The sequence below is a fragment of the Variovorax sp. V15 genome, assembly GCF_041154425.1.
GTDB lineage: Bacteria > Pseudomonadota > Gammaproteobacteria > Burkholderiales > Burkholderiaceae_C > Variovorax > Variovorax guangxiensis.
Genome location: NZ_AP028659.1, coordinates 4,866,141 through 4,881,566, shown reverse-complemented (window position 1 = coordinate 4,881,566; position 15,426 = coordinate 4,866,141). Strand labels below are relative to the sequence as shown.

12 protein-coding genes are annotated in these 15,426 nt (G+C 67.5%); 8 read left to right on the top strand and 4 right to left on the bottom strand.

Annotated elements, in window-relative coordinates:
* Window positions 1-149 precede the first annotated feature (149 nt).
* Entirely contained in the window at window positions 150-2,570 is a 2,421-nt protein-coding gene (locus tag ACAM57_RS23160; RefSeq protein ID WP_369659085.1) for a UvrD-helicase domain-containing protein, read from the top strand.
* Between the two features lie 37 nt (window positions 2,571-2,607).
* On the opposite strand, the gene ACAM57_RS23155 is transcribed toward ACAM57_RS23160, so the two are convergent.
* The 3 genes from ACAM57_RS23155 to ACAM57_RS23145 all read right to left on the bottom strand — a co-directional run bounded on the left by ACAM57_RS23155 (window position 2,608) and on the right by ACAM57_RS23145 (window position 4,961).
* On the bottom strand, window positions 2,608-3,447 hold the full coding sequence (locus tag ACAM57_RS23155; protein WP_126022838.1) for a BPSS1780 family membrane protein: 840 nt from the start codon (window positions 3,445-3,447) through the stop codon (window positions 2,608-2,610).
* Window positions 3,448-3,456: 9 nt separating this feature from the next.
* Window positions 3,457-4,527, bottom strand: coding sequence for a homoserine kinase (locus tag ACAM57_RS23150; RefSeq protein WP_369659084.1), 1,071 nt, complete (start codon window positions 4,525-4,527; stop codon window positions 3,457-3,459).
* A 62-nt stretch (window positions 4,528-4,589) separates the two neighbouring features.
* A complete protein-coding gene (locus tag ACAM57_RS23145; protein ID WP_126022840.1) occupies window positions 4,590-4,961 on the bottom strand; it encodes a hypothetical protein in 372 nt (123 codons plus the stop codon).
* A gap of 97 nt (window positions 4,962-5,058) precedes the next feature.
* On the opposite strand from ACAM57_RS23145, the gene polA reads away from it, so the two are divergent.
* From polA to ACAM57_RS23130, 3 genes are all read left to right on the top strand, one after another.
* Entirely contained in the window at window positions 5,059-7,878 is a 2,820-nt protein-coding gene (gene polA, locus ACAM57_RS23140) for a DNA polymerase I (protein ID WP_126022841.1), read from the top strand.
* Between the two features lie 82 nt (window positions 7,879-7,960).
* On the top strand, window positions 7,961-9,238 hold the full coding sequence (locus ACAM57_RS23135; RefSeq protein WP_369659083.1) for a M20/M25/M40 family metallo-hydrolase: 1,278 nt from the start codon (window positions 7,961-7,963) through the stop codon (window positions 9,236-9,238).
* Between the two features lie 127 nt (window positions 9,239-9,365).
* Window positions 9,366-10,268, top strand: a complete 903-nt coding sequence (locus ACAM57_RS23130) for a LysR family transcriptional regulator (protein ID WP_126022843.1) — start codon at window positions 9,366-9,368, stop codon at window positions 10,266-10,268.
* 3 nt (window positions 10,269-10,271) lie between these two features.
* On the opposite strand, the gene ACAM57_RS23125 is transcribed toward ACAM57_RS23130, so the two are convergent.
* A complete protein-coding gene (locus ACAM57_RS23125) occupies window positions 10,272-11,483 on the bottom strand; it encodes a D-amino acid dehydrogenase (RefSeq protein ID WP_369659082.1) in 1,212 nt (403 codons plus the stop codon).
* Window positions 11,484-11,695: 212 nt separating this feature from the next.
* Here ACAM57_RS23125 and ACAM57_RS23120 point away from each other — a divergent pair, with 212 nt between their 5' ends.
* From ACAM57_RS23120 to ACAM57_RS23105, 4 genes are all read left to right on the top strand, one after another.
* Window positions 11,696-12,586 carry a transporter substrate-binding domain-containing protein gene (locus ACAM57_RS23120; RefSeq protein WP_369659081.1) on the top strand — a complete coding sequence of 297 codons (891 nt, stop codon included), beginning with the start codon at window positions 11,696-11,698 and terminating at the stop codon, window positions 12,584-12,586.
* Between the two features lie 35 nt (window positions 12,587-12,621).
* Window positions 12,622-13,365, top strand: a complete 744-nt coding sequence (locus tag ACAM57_RS23115; RefSeq protein ID WP_276312258.1) for an aspartate/glutamate racemase family protein — start codon at window positions 12,622-12,624, stop codon at window positions 13,363-13,365.
* Window positions 13,366-13,467: 102 nt separating this feature from the next.
* The gene (locus ACAM57_RS23110) at window positions 13,468-14,364 is read left to right on the top strand and encodes a dienelactone hydrolase family protein (protein WP_369659080.1); all 897 of its coding nucleotides are present in this window, start codon (window positions 13,468-13,470) and stop codon (window positions 14,362-14,364) included.
* A 117-nt stretch (window positions 14,365-14,481) separates the two neighbouring features.
* Window positions 14,482-15,381, top strand: coding sequence for a ZIP family metal transporter (locus ACAM57_RS23105; protein ID WP_126022847.1), 900 nt, complete (start codon window positions 14,482-14,484; stop codon window positions 15,379-15,381).
* Window positions 15,382-15,426: the final 45 nt, after the last annotated feature.

Below are 15,426 nucleotides of genomic sequence, written 5' to 3'. Positions count from 1 at the left end.
CTCCTGCAGTACGTTTCGCAAAGGAAACGCCCACAAAAAACCGGGCGCAAGAAACTTGGGCCCGGTGATTGATTTTACGCGGACTCGCGAAGCCGGGTCTTCCGCTTCTTCATATAACCCGCATACGCCGTGGTTTCTACAATTGGGGGATGTTGTTTAACGATCCCGCGGCCGACGCCAACCCCCCAGCGCTGCCGCTGCTGCAGAACCTGAACGCGGAGCAACTCGCCGCGGTCACGTTGCCCGAAGGCAACGCTCTCATCCTCGCAGGCGCCGGCTCCGGCAAGACGCGCGTGCTCACCACCCGCATCGCCTGGCTGCTGCAGACGGGCCAAGTGTCCGCAGGCGGCATCCTCGCCGTGACCTTCACCAACAAGGCCGCCAAGGAAATGATGACGCGCCTGACGGCGATGCTGCCCGTCAACGTGCGCGGCATGTGGATCGGCACCTTCCACGGCCTTTGCAACCGCCTGCTGCGCGCGCACTGGAAGCTGGCGAACCTGCCTTCCACCTTCCAGATCCTCGACACGCAGGACCAGCTCTCGGCCATCAAGCGCCTGATGAAGCAGTTCAACGTCGACGACGAGCGCTTTCCCGCCAAGCAGACCCAGTGGTTTATCGCCGGCGCCAAGGAAGACGGCCTGCGCCCCGACGCCATCGAGGTGCGCAACGACGACGACCGCAAGAAGGTCGAGCTCTACCGCCTGTACGAAGAACAGTGCCAGCGCGAGGGCGTGGTCGACTTCGGCGAACTCATGCTGCGCAGCTACGAACTGCTGCGTGACAACGAACCCGTGCGCGAGCACTACCAGCGGCGCTTCCGCCACATCCTGATCGACGAGTTCCAGGACACCAACCGCCTGCAGTACGCGTGGATCAAGATGCTCGCCGGCAACACCGTCGAGGGCCGCTTCGTTCCGGGCCAGCACAACAGCGTGATCGCCGTGGGCGACGACGACCAGAGCATCTACGCCTTTCGCGGCGCGCGCGTGGGCAACATGACCGACTTCGTGCGCGAGTTCGACGTGCGCCACCAGATCAAGCTGGAGCAGAACTACCGCAGCTACAGCAACATCCTCGATTCCGCCAACGAGCTCATCGGCCACAACAAGAAGCGACTGGGCAAGAACCTGCGCACCGACCAGGGCCCCGGCGAGCCCGTGCGCGTGTACGAGGCACCCACCGACCTCGCCGAGGCGCAGTGGATGGTCGAGGAAATGCGCCAGCTCGTGCGCGACGGCTACGAGCGCAAGGAAATGGCCGTGCTCTACCGCAGCAACGCGCAGAGCCGGGTGATCGAAACTGCGCTCTTCAATGCCTCGGTGCCGTACCGCGTGTACGGGGGGCTGCGCTTCTTCGAGCGCGCCGAAATCAAGCACGCGCTGGCCTACCTGCGCCTGCTGGAGAACAAGGACGACGACACCAGCTTCCTGCGCGTCGTCAACTTCCCGCCGCGCGGCATCGGAGCGCGCACCCTCGAAACCCTGCAGGACGCGGCGCGTGCCGCCAACCGTTCGCTGCACGACGCGGTGAGCGTGGTCGGCGGCAAGGCCGGCGCCAACCTCACCGGTTTCGTCGCCAAGATCGACGTGCTGCGCGAGCAGACCCAGGGCGCGAGCCTGCGCGAGATCATCGAACTGGTGCTCGACCACAGCGGGTTGGTGGAGCACTACAGGGCCGACCGCGAAGGCGCCGACCGCATCGAGAACCTGGACGAACTGGTGAACGCGGCCGAAAGCTTCGTCACGCAGGAAGGCTTCGGCCGCGACGCTGTGGCGCTGCCGGTCGACGAACTGCGCCAGTCGCCCGCGAGCCAGGGCCTGGACCCAAACCGTCCGGTGCTCGACGAGCCGCTCGCGCCCGACGCCGAAACCGGCGAAACGCTGAGCCCGCTGGCCGCCTTCCTCACGCACGCCGCGCTCGAGTCGGGTGACAACCAGGCGCAGGCGGGCCAAGACGCGGTGCAGCTCATGACCGTGCACGCCGCCAAGGGCCTGGAGTTCGACTGCGTGTTCATCACCGGCATGGAAGAGGGCCTGTTCCCGCACGAGAACTCGATGAGCGACTTCGAGGCGCTGGAGGAAGAGCGCCGGCTGATGTACGTGGCGATCACGCGCGCACGCAAGCGCCTGTACCTCAGCCACTCGCAGACCCGCATGCTGCATGGCCAGACTCGCTACAACGTGAAGAGCCGCTTCTTCGACGAACTGCCCGAGGGCGCCCTCAAGTGGCTCACGCCCAAGAACCAGGGTTTCGCGCCCTCGGCCTTCGGCTATGGCGGCGGCTACGGCAGTACGCGCGGCGGTTCTGGCGGATACGGTGGCGGCTACGGCGGCAGTTCAGGCGGAAGCCGCGACAAGGACACCTTCTCCAGCCCGCCCGTGCCGCCGCAGAAGGCCGCGCCGTCGCACGGCCTGCGCTCGGGCATGCAGGTGTTCCACAACAAGTTCGGCGAAGGCACGGTGACCGCGCTGGAGGGCACCGGGGACGATGCGCGCGCGCAGGTCAAGTTCGCGCGTCATGGGGTGAAGTGGCTGGCGCTGTCGGTGGCCAAGCTCACGCCGATCTGATCCGGCGCCCGCTGGGCGCCTGCCGCGTCGGCGGCGCTCAGTCGGGATAGAAGGTGTCGCGGAAGGTGAACCAGTTCGACGCCTGCGTCATCGCCGCGAGCGTCAGCACCGTGCCGAGCATCAGCAGGTTGCCGGCCGTCATCGCGCCGCTGCCGGAGCCCAGCGAGCCCACGCCGATCACGATGGTGCCGACCAGCGCCGCCGCCAGCAGGCCGAGCAGCAGCACGCCGCACCACGCCAGCCAGTACAACGCATAGGCGCCGAAGTTGCGGAACATCGCGACCAGGCTGAAGAAGATGCTCTTCACCGGCTCCACCCGGTGCCAGTGGACCAGCGCAGGCGCATGCCAGATGGCCGCGATCAGCGGCAGCGTCAGGCACATCTGCAGCAGGTTGGCCACCTGGAACCGGCTGCTCTCCATGACTTCCTTGGCTGGAGCCTCCCCGGCGAAATAGCTGCGCATGAACTGGCCGCCATCGACGACCGCGGTCACGAACACCGTCAGCAGGCAATACACAGCCGAAATCACGCCCAGCACCGCCAGCGAGCGCCATTCGGCCCGCATGGCCTGCGCCACCGACAGGAACATGAGCGCGCCGGTCGGCCTCCTTGGGCCGGCCGTGCCGTCATCCGCCGCGGCCTTGTCGTTCGCCGAGGCGTCGGCCACCGAAGCCGCGACCATGAAGCCCAGCGTGGAGAAGGGCAGCAGCACGAACGGAAGGAACCTGCCGATCACAGGCAGCTGCGAGATCGTCGAGATCAGCGCCATGAACAGCATGAACAGCGACACGAAGGCCAGTGGTTGCCGCCAGAAGTTCCGGAGTCCGAGGCGGACCCATTCCACGCCGGTTCGCGCCGGCACGAGGTTGAGTTTCATGTGTGAAGGTCAGGCAGCCAGCAGCGGCTCGAGGGCCTGCGCCATGGCGTGCGGATGTGTGGCGCGCTCGCGCAGCACGCGCTCGAAGTGCGTGGGGTCATGGGGCTTGAGCATGCTCGCCTCGCGCGGCAGATGGAAGTCCCACAGGCGCGAGATCCAGAAGCGCAGCGCCGCCGCGCGCAGCATCGCGGGCAGCAGGGCGCGCTCGGCTGCATTCAGCGCGCGCACGGACTCGTAGGCCGAGAGCAGCGCGTCAGCGCGCTCGGGGTCGTGGCGGCCGGTGGACAGGTCGATGGCCCAGTCGTTCAGGCACACGGCCAGGTCGAACAGCCAGGTGTCGGTGCCGGCGAAATAGAAGTCGAACACGCCGGTCAGGCGCGGGGCGGCGCCGGGCTCGCCGTCGGTCGCGAACATCACGTTGTCGCGGAACATGTCGGCGTGCACCGGACCGCGCGGCAGCGCCGCATAGGCCGACGACTCGGCGACGTGGTTCTGGTAGGCCAGCTCTGCGCGCAGCAGGGCGGCCTGGTGCTCCTCGATGTACGGCAGCACCACCGGCACCGTCTCGTTCCACCAGGGCAGGCCGCGCAGGTTCGGCTGGATGCGGGGGTAGTCGCGCCCCGCGAGATGCATGCGCGCCAGCATCGAGCCCAGCTCGGTGCAGTGCGCGGCGGTTGGCGCCAGCTCGCTGCGGCCCGAGAGCTTCTGCACAACGGCAGCAGGCTTTCCGGCCACGAGGTGCAGCAGGTCGCACGAATCCTCGGGGGGCACCGGCGGCTGGCCCTTGCGGGGCTTGCCGGCGACTTCGGGCTCGGGCTCGGGCTCGGGCAGTGCGACTGGCGCGGGCACCGGCAGGCCTGCGTCCGCCAGATGCTTCATCAGACAAAGGTAGTAGGGCAGTTGCTCGGCGCTCAGGCGCTCGAACAGCGTCAGCACGAACTCGCCGGACTCGGTGGTCGCGAAATAGTTGGTGTTCTCGATGCCGCCCTCGATGCCGCGCAGCTCGCGCAGCGGGCCCAGGCTCAGGCTCTGGACGAGCGCGTCGGCCTCGCCGAAGCCGACTTCGGTAAAAACTGCCATGGCGGTAGGTACTCAGCGCCGCATTGCTGCCGCGAAAACCAGAACGGAAGACCTCATTGCGGTCAGAACTTCAGCACGTTCCAGACGCGGGGGCCGTTGGCGCCTGTTTCGCTCGAACCCTGGCGACCCGTGGCGGCATCTGCCGGAAGCACTTCGTAGCCGGGCATGTTCGACTTGGGCTTGACGTTGATGCTCTGGGTGCGGCCGCCGTAGCGGACCTCGTCGACCGATGCGCCGCTGTCCTCTGTGTGGATGTTTTCCACCTTCTGGTTTCGTCGGCCCTCGGCCTTCGCCTGCTCCTGATTTGGGAGCGCCTCGGCCGGAGCCGCCGCGGGGGCGGGCGCGGCCTGTTGCGCCTGCACGGCGGCAAAGGGGGTTGCGAAGGCCAGCGCCAGCAGGATGCGGCGGGCGACCAGGAGTGTAGAGCTAGGCATGCATGCATTGTAGGCGCGCGCCTGCTTCCGGGGCGTCGGTTGGCACCTCGCGCCGTCGTGGTTCCGGGCGCCGCTGCGGGCACGGCAAAATGGCCCGATGACCGACAAGAAAACGCTGCTGCTCGTCGATGGCTCGAGCTACCTCTACCGCGCCTTCCACGCCATGCCCGACCTCCGGGCCGTGCCCGGCGACCCGAAGAGCCCGGCGACCGGCGCCATCCGCGGAATGATCAACATGATGACCGCGCTGCGCCGCGAGGTGCGCGCGGACTACGCCGCCTGCATCTTCGACGCGCCCGGCAAGACCTTCCGCGACGACTGGTACCCCGAGTACAAGGCCAACCGCTCGCCGATGCCCGACGACCTGCGCAGCCAGATCGAACCCATCCACGAGGTGGTGAAGCTGCTCGGCTGGCCCGTGCTCAGCGTGCCCGACGTGGAGGCCGACGACGTCATCGGCACGCTCGCCCGGGTCGCCTCCTCGCAGGGCGTCGAAGTCATCGTCTCCAGCGGCGACAAGGACCTGAGCCAGCTGGTCGACGAGCACATCACCATCATCGACACGATGAACGGCAAGCGGCGCGACGTGGCCGGCGTCACGGCCGAGTTCGGCGTGCCGCCCAGCCTGATGATCGACTACCAGACGCTGGTGGGCGACTCCGTCGACAACGTGCCCGGCGTTCCCAAGGTCGGCCCCAAGACGGCCGCCAAGTGGCTGCTCGAATACGGCTCGCTCGACGCGCTGATGGAGCGAGCCGCCGAAGTGAAGGGCGCCGCGGGCGAGAACCTGCGCCAGGCCATGGAACAGCTGCCGCTGAGCAGGCGCCTCGTGACCATCCGCACCGACTGCGACCTCGACGGCCACGTCGCGGGCCTGCCTTCGCTCGAAGGGCTGCCGGTGGGTGCGCCGCAGACGGCCGAGCTGAAGCCGTTCTACGAGAAGTTCGGCTTCAAGAGCCTGGTCAAGGGGCTCGAGGCGCAGGCCGTGCCGCCCGAGCTGATCGAGGAAAACCTCAAGAAGAAGGCGGCTTCCGGCAAGGCCGACACCGACCAGGGCGGCCTGTTCGACGAGCCCTCCGAAATGCAGGCGCTGGAGGCCGCCTCTCCCGCGAGCAACCTGAAGTACGAGACCATCACGACCTGGGAACAGCTCGACGCCTGGCTCGCGAAGCTCGAAGCGGCCGATCTCGCCGCCATCGACACCGAGACCACCTCGCTCGACGAGATGGTCGCGCAGATCGTGGGCATCAGCTTCAGCGTCACGCCCGGCGAGGCCGCGTACATCCCGCTGATGCACAACTACCCCGACGCGCCGCAGCAGCTGCCTTTCGACGAGGTGCTCGCGAAACTGCGGCCCTGGCTGGAGAACGGCGCGAAGAAGAAGCTCGGCCAGCACATCAAGTACGACCGGCATGTGTTCGCCAACCACGGCATCGAGGTGCAGGGCTACGCGCACGACACCATGCTGCAGAGCTACGTGCTCGAAGTGCACAAGCCGCACGGCCTTTCCAGCCTGGCCGAGCGCCACCTGGGCCGCAGCGGCATCTCCTACGAAGACCTGTGCGGCAAGGGCGCGCACCAGATCCCGTTCAGCCAGGTCGACATCGCCAAGGCCGCCGAATACTCGTGCGAGGACAGCGACCAGACGCTGGATGTGCACAACACGCTCTGGCCGCGCCTGCAGGCCGACGAGAAGCTGCTCTTCATCTACCAGCTCGAGATGGATTCGAGCGAAGCGCTCTACCGCGTCGAGCGCAACGGCGTGCTGATCGACGCGCCCACGCTGGCCACTCAGAGCCACGAGCTGGGCAAGCGCATCATGGAACTGGAGCAGGAGGCCTACGAGATCGCGGGCCAGCCCTTCAACCTCGGCTCGCCCAAGCAGATCGGCGAGATCTTCTTCACCAAGCTGGGCCTGCCCGTGGTCAAGAAGACGCCGAGCGGCGCGCCCAGCACCGACGAAGAGGTGCTGGAGAAGCTCGCCGAAGACTACCCGCTGCCGGCCAAGATCCTTGAGCACCGCAGCCTCTCGAAGCTCAAGGGCACCTACACCGACAAGCTCGGCCAGCTCGCCAACCCGCGCACCGGACGCGTGCACACGCACTACGCGCAGGCCGTGGCCGTCACCGGCCGGCTGAGCAGCAACGACCCGAACCTGCAGAACATCCCGATCCGCACGCCCGAAGGCCGGCGCGTGCGCGAGGCCTTCGTGGCGCCGGCCGGCAGCGTGATCGCCAGCGCCGACTACTCGCAGATCGAGCTGCGCATCATGGCCCACATCAGCGGCGACGAATCGCTGCTGCGCGCCTTCACCGAAGGCATCGACGTGCACCGCGCGACGGCCGCCGAGGTGTTCGGCTCCACGCCCGACCAGGTGTCGAGCGAGCAGCGCCGCTACGCCAAGGTCATCAACTTCGGCCTGATCTACGGCATGAGCAGCTTCGGCCTCGCGAAGAACCTCGGCATCGAGAACAAGGCCGCGGCCTCCTACATCGAGCGCTACTTCGCGCGCTATCCGGGCGTGAAGGCCTATATGGACGAGACCAAGGCGCTGGCCAAGGAGCAGGGCTACGTCGAGACCGTGTTCGGCCGGCGCCTGTACCTGCCCGAGATCAACTCGCCCAACGGCCCGCGCCGCGGCGGCGCCGAGCGCGCGGCCATCAACGCGCCGATGCAGGGCACGGCGGCCGACCTCATCAAGCTCAGCATGGTCAAGGTACAGAACGTGCTTGACGAGGAAAAGCGCGCGACCCGGATGATCATGCAGGTGCACGACGAACTGGTGTTCGAGGTGCCCGAGGCCGAGGTCGAGTGGGTGCGCACCGAGATCCCGCGCATCATGGCCGGCGTCGCATCGCTGAAGGTGCCGCTGCTGGCCGAGATCGGCGTCGGTCCCAACTGGGACAAGGCGCACTGAGAAAGAACATCAAGAAGAAGAGAGCAGGGAACGGACAAGGACGAGACAACCAGTCAGCCACAGAAGGAAGAAACGCAAGAACATGAACCGATTCCCTCACCGCAAATTCCTGCTTGCCGCAGTCTGCGCCGCCTTCCTCGGCAGCGCCTTCGCGGCACCCGACGCGAAGATCGCCGCGCTTGCCGCCAAGGAAAAGCCGGCCCTGCTCGACACGCTGAAGGAGCTGGTCTCCATCGAGTCCGGCAGCCGCGACCTCGAGGGCCTGGAGAAGATCTCCGATCTCATCGCCGCGAAGTTCAAGGCGCTGGGCGGCGAGGTCGAGCTGATCGACCCGAGCGCCGATGCCTACCGCATGGAGGACACGCCCGAGAAGATCGGCCGCGTGGTGCGCGCCACCTTCAAGGGCACCGGCAAGAAGAAGATCCTGCTGATCGCGCACATGGACACGGTCTACACCGTGGGCATGATCAACAGGCAGCCTTTCCGCATCGACGGCGACAAGGCCTACGGCCTGGGCATCGCCGACGACAAGCAGGGCGTGGCCGTCATCACGCACATCGTGTCGATGCTGCAGGCCATGAAGTTCAAGGAATACGGCACGCTGACCGTGCTCATCAACGGCGACGAGGAAATCAGCTCGCCCGGCGCGCGCTCCCTCATCACGCGCATGGGCGGCGAGCACGATGCGGTGCTGTCCTTCGAAGGCGCCTCCATCAAGGAAGACAAGCTCTCGCTCGCCACCGCGGGCATCGCCTCGGTCACGCTGAACGTCACGGGCAAGGCCTCGCATGCGGGCTCGGCGCCCGAACTCGGCGTGAATGCGCTGTACGAGCTCTCGCACCAGATCCTGCAGATGCGCGATCTGTCCGACCCCGCCACGGGCCTGAAGATGAACTGGACCATCTCCAAGTCGGGAACCAACCGCAACGTGATCCCGGCCAGCGCCACCGCCGCGGCGGACGTGCGCGTGCTGAAGGTGAGCGACTACGACCGCATCGAGCAGCAGGTGAACGAGCGCGTGAAGAAGCAGCTCATTCCCGAAGCCAAGGTCGAGCTGAAGTTCGAGCGCCGCCGTCCGCCGCTGGAGTCCTCCGAAGCCTCGGTCGCCATGGCCCGCCATGCACAGCAGATCTACAGGGACGAACTCGGCCTGCCGCTGGGCGCCGACGACAAGGCCGCCGGCGGCGGCACCGACGCGGCCTTCGCGGCGCTGAAGACCAAGGCGCCGGTGGTCGAGCGCTTCGGCCTGCAAGGCTTCGGCGCACATTCGGCCGATGCGGAGTACGTGCTGGTCAATTCGATCGAGCCGCGCCTGTACCTCGGCACGCGGATGGTCATGGACCTCGCGCGAGGAAAGTGAGCTCACCCCCAGGCTTCGCGCACTTCGTGTCGCTTCGCCAACCCCCTCGCCGGGGGCAACACCAGTGGCCCGGCAAAGCCGGTTCCACGGTGTTCCGCGAAGAAGGCGTGAACTGCCGCTGATCATCATGCGACTGCGCCACATCGAGGTCTTCAACGCGATCATGCTCACGGGCAGCGTGAGCGCGGCGGCGCGGCTCATCAACATCACCCAGCCGGCGGTGAGCCGCACGCTGCAGCATGCCGAGCTGCAGCTGGGCTTTCCGTTGTTCCAGCGCGCCAAGGGACGGCTCACGCCGACCACCGAGGCTCTCACGCTGTATCCGCACATCGAGCGGCTGTTCGCGCAGCTCGACGAGGTGCAGCGGCTCGCCGCCAACCTGCGCACGGCGGGCGACACCGGCGAGCTGCGCATCCTGAGCGTGCTGGCCCTGAGCTACGACATCCTGCCGCGCGCGCTGAAAGCGTTCCGCGAGAAGCATCCGGGCTACGCGATCACGGTGGAGTCGCTGCACTCGCCGCAGATCATGTCGGCGCTGCTGCTGCAGGAGGCCGACGTGGGCTTCGCCTTCAGCCCGGCGGTGCACCCATCGCTCACGCAGGAGACGCTGGCCGACAGCCGCATGGTGTGCATCGCGCCCAAGGGAATGCTGCCGCGCGCGCTGGTGCGCAACGGCTCGGTGGCACTGCACGACCTGGTCGACCGGCCGGTGATCGGCCTGGACAGCCGCGACCCCGTGGGCACCAGCCTGAGCCAGGCCTGCCGGCAGGCGGGCGTGGGCTTCCAGCAGGCGGTGGTCACGGTGCAGACCTATCACGCGGCGCTGGCGATGGCGCACCACGGCATCGGCGTGGCGCTGGTCGACGGCTGCACCGCGCGCTCGGCGGACCGCGCCAAGGTCGACGTGCTGACGCTGGAGCCGCACATCCCGGTGCCGATCCGTGCGCTGCGCTTCGCGGCGCGGCCCGATTCGGTGGCGGTGCGCGAAATCACCCGCTGCATGCAGCAGGCGATACAGGACACGATCTAGGTCCTAGGTTTTCAGGGCCTGCACCACGCGCAGCGCCGAGCCGAAGGCCAGTGTGAAGCCGAGCGCGCCGTGGCCGGTGTTGAACAGCATGTTCGAAGGCGCGCTCTCCAGCCGTCCGATGATCGGCAGCCCCTTGGGCGTGGCGGGGCGCATGCCTGTCCAGGGGTGCAGTTCCTCGAGCCGGCTCGCATGCGGGAAGAGGGCGCGCGTGGCGGCCGCCAGCGTCTCGATGCGCGTGGCCGGAATGCTCGCGTCATGCCCAACCAGCTCGGCCATGCCCGCCACGCGCAGGCGCGAGCCGATGCGCGCGAACACCACCTTGCGCGCGCTGTCGGTCACGTTCACGCGCGGCGCGGCACCGGGCGCGGGGTCGACGTCCACCGTGATGCTGTAGCCCTTGAGCGGATAGACCGACAGGTAGGCGCCGAGCGCACGCCCCAGCTTGTGCGAGGCCGAGCCCAGCGCCATCACGAAGGCATCGGCTTCCACGTCGCCGCTGCCGGTGTGCACGGCGGCGATGCGGCGTCCGCTGCGCACGAAGCCGCGCACGTCGGTGCCTGTGATGAAGCGCACGCCGCGCGCGCCAAGTGCCTTCGTCAGCTCCGTGCACACCTTGAGGCAGTCGGCCGCGCATTCGCTCGGCGTGTAGACGGCGCCCGCCATCCGGTCGCGGTAGCTGGCGAGGGCGGGCTCGATGGCGACGCATTCCTCGGGCGTCACCAGCCGCTGCTCGCTGCCCATCCTGCGCTGCAGTTCGAGCTGCGCCCGCGCGCCCTCGAGAGAGGCGGCACTGGCGTACAGCACCAGCTTGCCGGTGGCGGAGAAATCGCAGTCGGGAGAGAGCTCGGCGCGCATGGCCTCGAACTCGATGCGGCTCGACGCGGCCAGCTCCAGCAGCCTCGCGGTGGTGTCGCGCGAGGTGCGCGCGTTGCAGGCCGCGAGGAACTCCATGCCCCAGCGCCACTGCAGCGGATCGAGCTGCGGGCGCAGCTTGAGCGGCGAGGCAGACGACAGCAGCAGCTTGGGCAACTGCTTCCAGATCGAAGGATCGGCCAGCGGCTGCACGTACGAGTAGCTCAGCTGCGCGCCGTTGCCCCCGCTCGCGCCCGAGCCGGGAGCGGCGCGGTCGATCACGGTGACCTGATGGCCCTGGCGCTCGAGCTGCCAGGCGGTCGCTAGGCCCACGATGCCGGCGCCGAGCACACACACATGCATGGAGGCAGCTTTCCGGAGAGATGGATGGATTGAATGAATGTTCGGCAGAACGGTGGCTTTGACTGTAGGCGCGCGCAGCCCGTACCGGAAATGCCAAAAGCACCCCCGCCCATAACCTTTGGGCATGGATCAGCTTTCTATTGGAATTTGTGGTTTTGTTTCGCCCGTTCCTACACTGGCCGCCTGTTCAGTCCAACCGAATGAAGGCTCGAATGAAACTCTCCGTCCTCATGGCTTCCATGGCCGCCACGGTGCTCTTCACCGCCACCGGCGCTCAGGCCGCCGACACGCTCGCCAAGATCGCCGAGTCCGGCAAGATCACGCTGGCCTACCGTGAATCGTCGGTGCCCTTCAGCTACCTCGAGGGCCCCGGCAAGCCGATCGGGATGGCGGTGGATCTGTCCAATGCCGTGGTCGAGGCGGTGAAGAAGAAGCTGAACAAGCCCGACCTGCAGGTGGCGCTGATGCCCGTGACCTCGCAGAACCGCATTCCGCTGATCACCAACGGCACCATCGACCTGGAGTGCGGCTCCACCACCAACAACACCGCGCGCGGCAAGGACGTGGCCTTCGCCATCAACCACTTCTACACGGGTACGCGCCTGCTGGTGAAGAAGTCTTCCAAAATCAAGAACTACGCCGACCTCGCGAAGAAGACCGTCGCCAGCACCACCGGCACCACCAACGTGCTGGTCATGCGCAAGTACAACATCGAGAAGAACCTCGGCATGGACATCGTGCTCGGCAAGGACCACGCCGACGCCTTCCTGCTGCTCGAGAGCGACCGTGTCGCGGCCTTCGCCATGGACGACATCCTCCTCTACGGCCTGATCGCCAACGCCAAGACGCCGGGCGACTACGAGGTGGTGGGCGATTCGCTGCAGGTGGAGCCCTACGCCTGCATGCTGCCCAAGGACGACCCGGCCTTCAAGAAGCTGGTGGACGACACCTTCGCGGGCCTGATGAAGAGCGGCGAGTTCGAGAAGCTCTACAACAAGTGGTTCATGCAGCCGATCCCGCCGAAGAACGTGCCGCTGAACCTGCCGATGAGCCCGCAGCTGAAGGAAAACCTGAAGGCCCTGAGCGATAAGCCAGCGACCTGACAGCGGCGCCGAGAGAGAAAGAAAAGGAAGTTGCAGTGACGCAGGTTGTCGGCATTCTTGGAGGCATGGGTCCGGCGGCGGGCGCCGACTTCGTGCGGCTTTTCGTGCAGGCCTGCACGCAGCAGATGCGTGCGCGCGGCGAGCCGGTGCGCGACCAGTCCTTTCCCGAGCACTGGCTCGCGCAGGTCCCGGTGCCCGACCGTACCGAGGCACTGGCTTCGGCCGGTCAGGGGGCGCACCAGCCGCTGGAGCCGATGCTGCAGGCGCTGGGCCGGCTGGCGGCGCTCGGCAGCCGCACGGTGGCCATCGCATGCAACACGGCACATGCCTGGCACGCCAACCTGCAGGAGCGCTTTCCGCAGGTGGAGCTGCTGCACATGGCGCGCGAGACGGCGCGCCACCTCGCGGCACAGGGTGCGACGGGCGTGGCGCTGATGGCCACCGAAGGCACCTACCGCATCCGCCTCTACGAGCAGGCCCTGGCCCAGGAGGGGCTGGAGTGCCATGTGCCGCTGCCCGAAGAGCGCGAGACCATCACGCGCGGCATCTTCGAAGGCGTGAAGGCCGGCAACATGCCGCTCGCCGAGCAATGCTTTTCCGAAGTGGCGCTGAGGCTGGCCGAGCGCCATGGCCCCGTCACCATCATCATGGGCTGCACCGAGGTGCCGCTGGGCCTGCATGGCTCGGCCGCGGTGGCGGGGTTGGACCTGGTCGATCCGGCACAGGTGCTGGCGGCGGCGCTGGCCCGGCGGGCCTACGGAGCGCACCAACCCCAATGAAGTTCGGGGCATAGGGCCGCCGGCCGATTTCGCCTACATTGCGGCGTGCGTTTTTCCACAGCGCCACGCCCCTTGTCCGACGATTCAACCGGAGCCCAATCAATGCCTCTCGACGACAGCCGTTCCGACTTCGATTCGCTTCGCCCCGGCGACAGCACCGAGCAGGGCGCCACGCGCCGCACCGCCCTCAAGGCCGCCATCGGCGTCGGCTATGCGGCAGCGGTCATGCCGGTGATGGCGCAGTCCGCCATCAGCACCCCGGCCGACGGCCTGAAGGCAGGCCCCATCAAGTACGCCGTCGGCGACTTCGAGGTGCCCGCCTATGCGGCCGCGCCCGCCGGCAAGACCGGCCTGCCGGTGATCCTGGTGGTGCAGGAAATCTTCGGCGTGCACGAATACATCGCCGACACCTGCCGCCGCTTCGCCAAGCTGGGCTACCTGGCCATCGCGCCCGAGCTGTATGCCCGCCAGGGCGACCCGCGCGGCTACACCGACATTCCGAAGCTGCAGGCCGACATCGTCTCCAAGGTGCCCGACGCGCAGGTCATGGCCGATCTCGACGGCGCCCTGGCCTATGCCAAGGCCAACGGCGGCGACACCGGCAAGGCCGCCATCACCGGCTTTTGCTGGGGCGGCCGCATCGTGTGGCTCTATGCCGCCACCGGCAAGGTCAAGGCGGGCGTCGCCTGGTACGGCCGGCTGGTCGGCCAGGCCAGCGAGCTGACGCCGAAGCACCCCGTCGACGTCGCCGCCAGCCTGCAGGCGCCCGTGCTCGGCCTCTACGGCGGGAAAGACCAGGGCATCCCCCTTGACACGGTTGATAAGATGAAAGCAGCTCTGGCAACCGGAACCCCGGCGGCCAAGGCGTCGAGCTTCGTCGTGTATCCCGAAGCGGGTCACGCGTTCCATGCCGACTACCGCCCCAGCTATGTCAGGAGCGCGGCGGAAGACGGCTGGCAGCGTGCCACGGCCTGGTTCAAAGCCAACGGCGTAGCCTGAACGGCGCCCGTCAGCCAATCCCCGCCGAAGGCCGTCCTCGTGACGGCCTTTCTCTTTTTATGATCGGTATGCGGCCCCGGAAAAGTTCCGGCGGCCGTCTTTCTTGCGCAAGCAGCTATGAATTTGATAGTCATCATCGCGGCGACCCTGGTTGCCGGTATCGGAAGCGTGTGGGTCGCGGCCCTTCTGTTGAAAGTGGGCGTGCGCAGCGGTTCGGGCGGCGTGAACCCGCAGCACCTGCTGAGCTTGGCGGCCGGTGCGCTGCTCGCCACAGCCTTCATGCACCTGCTGCCCGAAGCCTTCGAAAGCCGCATCGAGCCCGGCTTGCTGTTCGGCGTGCTGCTGTTCGGGCTGGTGTTCTTCTTCCTGCTCGACAAGGCTGAGCTATGGCATCACGGGCACGAGCATCACCAGGGTGAAGAGAAGGGCGGAACGGACGGACACGATCACCACGGACACGACCACGCCCACGGTCATTCCCATGGCCACGCCCACGGGCCCCGCACCGGCGGCTGGGCCGTGCTCACCGGCGACAGCGTGCACTGCTTCGGCGACGGCATCCTGATCGCCTCCGCCTTCACCGCCGACATCCGGCTGGGCCTGGTGGCCGCACTGGCGGTGCTGGCGCACGAGATTCCGCACCACATCGGCGACCTCGTCGTACTGCGCCAGAGCTCGGCCAACCAGCGGGCGGCACTGGTGAAGGTGTCGCTCGCGGGCACCATGACCGCGCTGGGAGGTATCGCGGGCTGGTGGCTGGTCGACCAGCTGCATGGCCTGCTGCCGTACTTCCTGGTGCTGGCCGGCAGCAGCTTCGTCTACGTGGCGCTGGCCGACCTGATCCCGCAGCTGCAGAAGCGCCTGCCCGCGCGCCAGACGGCAGCGCAGATCCTGTGGCTGGTGGCGGGCATCGCGCTGGTCACGCTGGTCAGCCGCCTCGCGCACGGCGAGCACGGGCACGAACATGGCCATGACGACCCCGGCCACGGGGAGCATGGGCACGTGCACAAGGACTGATCTTCCTTCGGGCCGGCGCGAAACTTTCCGACACCGAAGCCTCGC

Coding starts and splice junctions, on each gene's coding strand:
- ACAM57_RS23155 (WP_126022838.1), bottom strand. CDS start 3,447: ATGAAACTCAACCTCGTGCCGGCGCGAACCGGCGTGGAATGGGTCCGC.
- ACAM57_RS23145 (WP_126022840.1), bottom strand. CDS start 4,961: ATGCCTAGCTCTACACTCCTGGTCGCCCGCCGCATCCTGCTGGCGCTG.
- ACAM57_RS23120 (WP_369659081.1), top strand. CDS start 11,696: ATGAAACTCTCCGTCCTCATGGCTTCCATGGCCGCCACGGTGCTCTTC.
- polA (WP_126022841.1), top strand. CDS start 5,059: ATGACCGACAAGAAAACGCTGCTGCTCGTCGATGGCTCGAGCTACCTC.
- ACAM57_RS23135 (WP_369659083.1), top strand. CDS start 7,961: ATGAACCGATTCCCTCACCGCAAATTCCTGCTTGCCGCAGTCTGCGCC.
- ACAM57_RS23150 (WP_369659084.1), bottom strand. CDS start 4,527: ATGGCAGTTTTTACCGAAGTCGGCTTCGGCGAGGCCGACGCGCTCGTC.
- ACAM57_RS23105 (WP_126022847.1), top strand. CDS start 14,482: ATGAATTTGATAGTCATCATCGCGGCGACCCTGGTTGCCGGTATCGGA.
- ACAM57_RS23125 (WP_369659082.1), bottom strand. CDS start 11,483: ATGCATGTGTGTGTGCTCGGCGCCGGCATCGTGGGCCTAGCGACCGCC.
- ACAM57_RS23160 (WP_369659085.1), top strand. CDS start 150: ATGTTGTTTAACGATCCCGCGGCCGACGCCAACCCCCCAGCGCTGCCG.
- ACAM57_RS23110 (WP_369659080.1), top strand. CDS start 13,468: ATGCCTCTCGACGACAGCCGTTCCGACTTCGATTCGCTTCGCCCCGGC.
- ACAM57_RS23130 (WP_126022843.1), top strand. CDS start 9,366: ATGCGACTGCGCCACATCGAGGTCTTCAACGCGATCATGCTCACGGGC.